At 34.9% G+C, this 5448-nt stretch carries 6 protein-coding genes; 3 read left to right on the plus strand and 3 right to left on the minus strand.

Annotated elements, in window-relative coordinates; genetic code table 11:
* On the plus strand, positions 1 to 556 hold a 556-nt coding region (locus KI356_RS24460; RefSeq protein WP_238486232.1), incomplete at its 5' end, for an LPXTG cell wall anchor domain-containing protein.
* Positions 557 to 692: 136 nt separating this feature from the next.
* Here the strand turns inward: KI356_RS24460 and KI356_RS24465 are convergent.
* Together KI356_RS24465 and KI356_RS24470 are read right to left on the minus strand one after the other, a co-directional pair.
* On the minus strand, positions 693 to 1298 hold the full coding sequence (locus tag KI356_RS24465; protein ID WP_212936720.1) for a DedA family protein: 606 nt from the start codon (positions 1296 to 1298) through the stop codon (positions 693 to 695).
* Between the two features lie 198 nt (positions 1299 to 1496).
* Positions 1497 to 2129, minus strand: coding sequence for a GNAT family N-acetyltransferase (locus tag KI356_RS24470; protein WP_212936721.1), 633 nt, complete (start codon positions 2127 to 2129; stop codon positions 1497 to 1499).
* 109 nt (positions 2130 to 2238) lie between these two features.
* Here KI356_RS24470 and KI356_RS24475 point away from each other — a divergent pair, with 109 nt between their 5' ends.
* Positions 2239 to 3057, plus strand: coding sequence for a MerR family transcriptional regulator (locus tag KI356_RS24475; protein WP_212936722.1), 819 nt, complete (start codon positions 2239 to 2241; stop codon positions 3055 to 3057).
* 191 nt (positions 3058 to 3248) lie between these two features.
* Here KI356_RS24475 and KI356_RS24480 read toward each other — a convergent pair whose 3' ends face one another.
* Positions 3249 to 3719 carry a hypothetical protein gene (locus KI356_RS24480; RefSeq protein ID WP_128283447.1) on the minus strand — a complete coding sequence of 157 codons (471 nt, stop codon included), beginning with the start codon at positions 3717 to 3719 and terminating at the stop codon, positions 3249 to 3251.
* 233 nt (positions 3720 to 3952) lie between these two features.
* On the opposite strand from KI356_RS24480, the gene KI356_RS24485 reads away from it, so the two are divergent.
* Positions 3953 to 5431 (plus strand): SulP family inorganic anion transporter, encoded by a 1479-nt coding sequence (locus tag KI356_RS24485; protein WP_212936723.1) that lies wholly within the window; start codon positions 3953 to 3955, stop codon positions 5429 to 5431.
* Positions 5432 to 5448: the final 17 nt, after the last annotated feature.

Here is a 5448-nt window from a genome sequence, read left to right on the forward strand (position 1 = left end):
AGAAGAAACAACAGAAGAACTGGAAGAGTCAGTAAAACCGGAAAAGCCAAAGGTGACAGAAGAACCGAATGTGTTAGAAAAACCAGAGGTAACAGACAAACCGGAAATCTGGGTAAAACCAGAAGAAGAAAAAATAGAAGAAGAAACAACAGAAGAATGGAAAGAAGAAGAACTAGAGGTAACAGAAGAGCAACCGGGAGTACCGAACAAACCAGAGGTAAAAGAGCAACCGGAAGTACCAAGCAAACCAGAAGTAAAAGAGCAACCGGAAGTTTCAAACAAACCAGAGGCTCAAGGTAAAGTAGAAGTGCAAAACAAACAAGAGGTACAAGGTAAAGTAGAAGTACAAAACAAACAAGATGTACAAGGTAAAGTAGAAGTACAAAACAAACAAGATGTACAAAATAAATCAGAAGTACCATCTAGTAAAGAAAGTAATCAGCAATCAAAGTTACTTCCTCAAACAGGTGGAGCAGCAACTGAATCTACTTCTATCCTTGCAGGTATGTTCGCATTAATTTTAGGAGCGATGATGTTTAGACGTAAAAAAAATTAATGGGCCTGAGGTTTAGTTTGAGAGCAAGATGTATGTAAAAAGCGGAGACGATAGGTCTCCGCTTTTTTCTTATTTGTGCACGCAGCTAAGCTGGATAATACTATGGATGAAAGATTTTAATAACATGCTTTTCGTTTTAATTCATATTTTTTACAAACACATGCTTTATTTTTTTGCGAAATCGGTTGATTAGCGTAATGATAATAATACCGAAGAGAATTTTCCAAATGTGTTGTTCAAGTACTAGGAATATATTTTCTAAGTTTTCCCCTAACCAGTAACCACCGATTAAGAAGAATGATACCCAAAATAGGGCGCCAGAATAAATTGTCATCGCAAAGCGGCGAAACGGTAAGTTGATAATTCCTGCAAAGTATCCTGTGAAGTGGCGAACGCCTGGAATGAAAAAAGCGATAAAGATTAGAAAATATCCGTATTTATCAAACCACATTTTCGTTAAATTAATTTTTCGTTCTGTTAAAAATACATATTTCCCGTACTTTTGAATGAAAGGCATGCCAAGTTTATTTCCTAAAAAGTATTGGAATGTCATACCTACGCTTGTCCCAATAAAGGATAAAATAATTAAAATTGGTAAACTCAAATCACCTTGATGTGATAAGAATCCTGCATAGGCTAATGTTGGCTCTCCTGGAAATGGAAGAGCGATATATTCTAAAAATAATCCAACAAGTACTACATAATACCCATATTGCTGAAATAATTCGTGAATCCATTCCATGTTGTGCGCTCCTTTTTAAATTGAAGTTGTTACATATTTCCTCTTTTTCGCACTAATCGAACTGAAAAAATAGTAGTGGAAGAGTTTGGCTGGAGGATTTAAGCTAGTATGATTTTTTGACAACCACTTGCGAGTGATAACATACTTAATATAGCTCTTTGCTAATTAGCAAAGAGCATAGAAGTGTAAATGTTACTGTTAGCTAAAGTCATAGCGGTATAAAAATATGTTGAAATCTTCTTCTTTTGGTCCAAAAGGAATTGCTTTTTCTTGTATACGTTTGAAGTTTTGTTTGTCATAAAATACGTAGTTACAGTTATTGTCTGTATATAAATATAAAGATGTTACATCTTCGGTTGTCATATATTGGAACAAGTAATTCATTAAAGATTTCCCAACTCCAAGACCTCTAGATTCTTCCGATACGATGAATAATTGTATACAGCCTTGAAAATGATCTTCTTTTCCTTGAATGAGTTCTTTATATGTTTTTTGAACTTTTATAAATGCTTTTAAAAACTCTCTATTCTCTTTATTAGTCATGAATAGTTTCAGCGTGTTATAGGCAAGGCTAAAAGTATTATGAAATCTCTTTAAACGGTTTTTATCTTTTTCGGAATCGCCTAAAATGACACCGATAACTTTATTATCTTTTTCAGCTACCTTACTAAAGGAACTTCCTAAAATGCAACTGTGTAGGTAGAAGTTTAACAGTGAATTTAGAAATTTTTTATCTGTAATGAGTTCATTAAATCCAAATGCCTCACCAATTAAATGTTTTATAGGCTCATAGTCTTCCTTAACAAGGCTTCTATATTTTACTGTGTTCATAATTGTATACTCCCTTTATCAATATAAATAACTTATTATAAATAGTAAGGTCTCCTCTAAGGGGAGAGTCAATAGTGGTAGGAGAAAAAATAAAAAGGAAGAGATTCAGATGAAAACATTATTTTCTATTGGAGAAGTTGCAAAAATAAAGGATATAACGATAAAGGCATTAAGGTACTATCATAAGATGGGGATTCTTATTCCAAAACATATTGATGAATCAACGGGGTATAGATATTATTCTATAGATCAATTCATTCACATTGATATTATAAAAAGCTGTAGAGAGTTGAACACCAGTATAGTAGAACTTCAAGAGATTTTTAAGGAGTGTAACACGGACAAGTTGCTGCAATTTTTACAATTAAAGAGAGCGGAAGCGGAAGAACATATAAGGAAAATGAAAGAAGTAATTGAAACGATTGATGGGTTAAATGAGAAAGTAGGGAGTTCACAGGAAATATTAAAAAGTGATGAAGTATGTATTCAGTTCTTTGAGCAGCGGAATGTGATTGTAGCGCCATGCAAAGAAGTGGGGAGTTTACAGGAGTTACTGTATTATTCTAATTTAGAGAAAATCATTCAAGAGTATGAAGATAAGATGTCAATGGAGATGGGTATTCTATACAATGTCAATGAAAAGTGGGATGTAGAGCCAAAGTATGTTTTTAATAAAGTACAAGATCATGTACATATGGAAGAGATGCAAAATATAAAAGTATTACCGGGCGGGAAATATGTAACATTAGCGTATAGTAAAGAAAATGAAGAAGAACGTAGAAATACTATGATTAAATATACAAAAGAAAACGATATAGAAGTGGAAAGTTTTATTGAAGTGGAGTTAGTTAATGATTTCTTTAATACGGAGTCGTATAGTTGTCAAATTCAAATTTTTATAGGGGATAGTGAGAATAAGAAGTTTTGATTCCATAATTTTATGGAGGGGAGTTATGTTCTTAGTGATGAAAATTGCAATAGTGTATGAAATTATATCGAATATAACTCCCATTATATCGACTTAAATACAAAATACGGCAATAATAGCCTGCCTATTAATAAAAAGAGGGCCGTCCCCAAAAAACTTTGGGGACGGCCTCATTAGTAGTAAGGAACGTATTATTTACGTGAGAAACCTTCTTCATCAAGGTATTCTGCAGCTTCTGGATAAGAGTTGAATGTACCGTCTAAGTTTACGCCAGCGTAAACGTTCCACATGTCATCCTCTGAGATAAGAGTTAGAATATGACCATCTTCGTTACGCCATTCTTCTTCGGCAGCAGGCGTCAATGGTGCTACAATTTCCTCTTGCTCCTGTGATAGACGTTCAATTACTTTTTCAATTAATGAACGCAGTTCTTCTTCTGAAAACTCACGGATGTTAATCATGCCTTTATCATCTGTTTTATAACCTTTAATGAAGTTTGCATATACAAATCCGTTTCCATTTGGGTGTAAATGATATACAACGTTCTTTTTATCTAAACGACTTTCTTCAAAGTGAAAGTTTACGCGTTTTAATGATACGTTCTTTCTTTCTAATTCCGGGAAAGATTCAATAATCGATAATTTTTCTTCAAAAGTTAGCATAGTGCCTCCAAGTATATAGTAAAAGATTTAATTTGTTCATTATAGCATAGTCAGGTTTGTTTCCAAAGATAGATTCGTCATATTGCTGTTTTTTAGTTTGACTTGGGAAGGTTATTTATAAATGTAGGCGTTTACTTCACGAGACTGTAAAGAGTTTTTTATAAATACGCTAACGAATGATTTGTTTTAGATGTACAATGGAACGTGGACTTTATACGAAGGTGGTTATTTATATGTTTCAAAAAATAGCAAAGGAATGTTTAGCAGGGTTTACTGTTGCGATTGTTGCTTTGCCGCTCGCAATTGCATTTGGTATTGCTGCAACTGGGACGTCTGAGGGAGCGTTAGTTGGACTATATGGTGCGATTTTTGCTGGTTTGTTTGCAGCGCTATTTGGCGGTACACCAGGACAAGTAACAGGTCCAACTGGGCCGATTACAGTTATTGCAACAGGCGTTATTGCAACTCACGGATTAGAAGCAAGTTTTATTGCATTTATGATGGCAGGGTTATTTCAAATCTTATTTGGTGTATGTAAGCTCGGCTCTTATGTTCGTTACATTCCGTATCCTGTTGTTTCGGGGTTTATGAATGGGATTGCACTAATTATTATTTTAGGTGAAATGAAGCACGTACAAAATAGCTTTCTACTCGTGTTATTAACGATCATTGTAATGATTGTTTCTGGAAAATGGATTAAGGCCATCCCAGCAAGTTTAGTAGCATTAGTAGGTGTTACAGTAACGTTGCCGTTATTTTCTTCTATGCTACAAGGACTTACGGTAAACTTACCAGTTGTAGGAACTCTTTCTTTAAATAAGGTGATTGAAAAGATAGGTGCAATTCCAGAGGCGATGCCATCTCTTCACGTACCGACTGTAGACGCAAATGGCATGTTAGCACTTGTATTACCAGCACTTAGTATTGCTTTACTAGGATCAATTGACTCATTATTAACGTCTGTCGTAATGGATAATGTGACGGGGACACGTCATAAAAGTAATAAAGAGTTAATCGGACAAGGGATTGGTAATATTGCGAGTGGTTTGTTCGGTGGATTAGCAGGAGCAGGGGCGACTGTTAGATCTATCGTCAATATAAAAAGCGGGGGGAAGACGGCACTTTCAGCTTGTATGCATAGTGTCATATTATTTATTTTCATTATGGGACTCGGTTCAGTGGTACAATATATTCCGCTTGCTGTATTATCAGGTATTTTAATTTTAACTGGCATAGGTATGTTGGATTGGGAAAGTATAAGGAAAGCACATGTAGCCCCAAAGGGTGATGTGCTTGTAATGTTCGTGACGATGTTTGTGACAGTGAAATTCGATTTAATGGTTGCTGTTGCGTTTGGCATTATTCTTTCCTTCATTATATACATGGTGAAATGTAAAGAACGTAAAGCTTCTATTATAAAAGAAAAAGAAGCGACGTATACGATTCAGGGACCACTTTCATTTCTATCAGTAGATCGTATTTTTGCTTCTTTGCAAGATGTGAAGTCACCAGTTATTTTGCGTATGAAAGATGTACGCTATATGGATGTATCAGGAGCTATGGCATTATTAAACTTTGTTGAGCAATCGGATAAAGCAGGAGCGAGTGTGACACTTGAACACGTACATCCGCATGTTGAAAAGACGATAGTAATGATGGCGAATGATGCGCAAAAAGAGAAATTACAATTTTTGAAAACTAGAGCAATGTAATAATAAGAACTTTCACA

Origin of the sequence: Bacillus hominis, assembly GCF_018332515.1 — a bacterium.
Taxonomy (GTDB): Bacteria; Bacillota; Bacilli; order Bacillales; family Bacillaceae_G; genus Bacillus_A; species Bacillus_A hominis.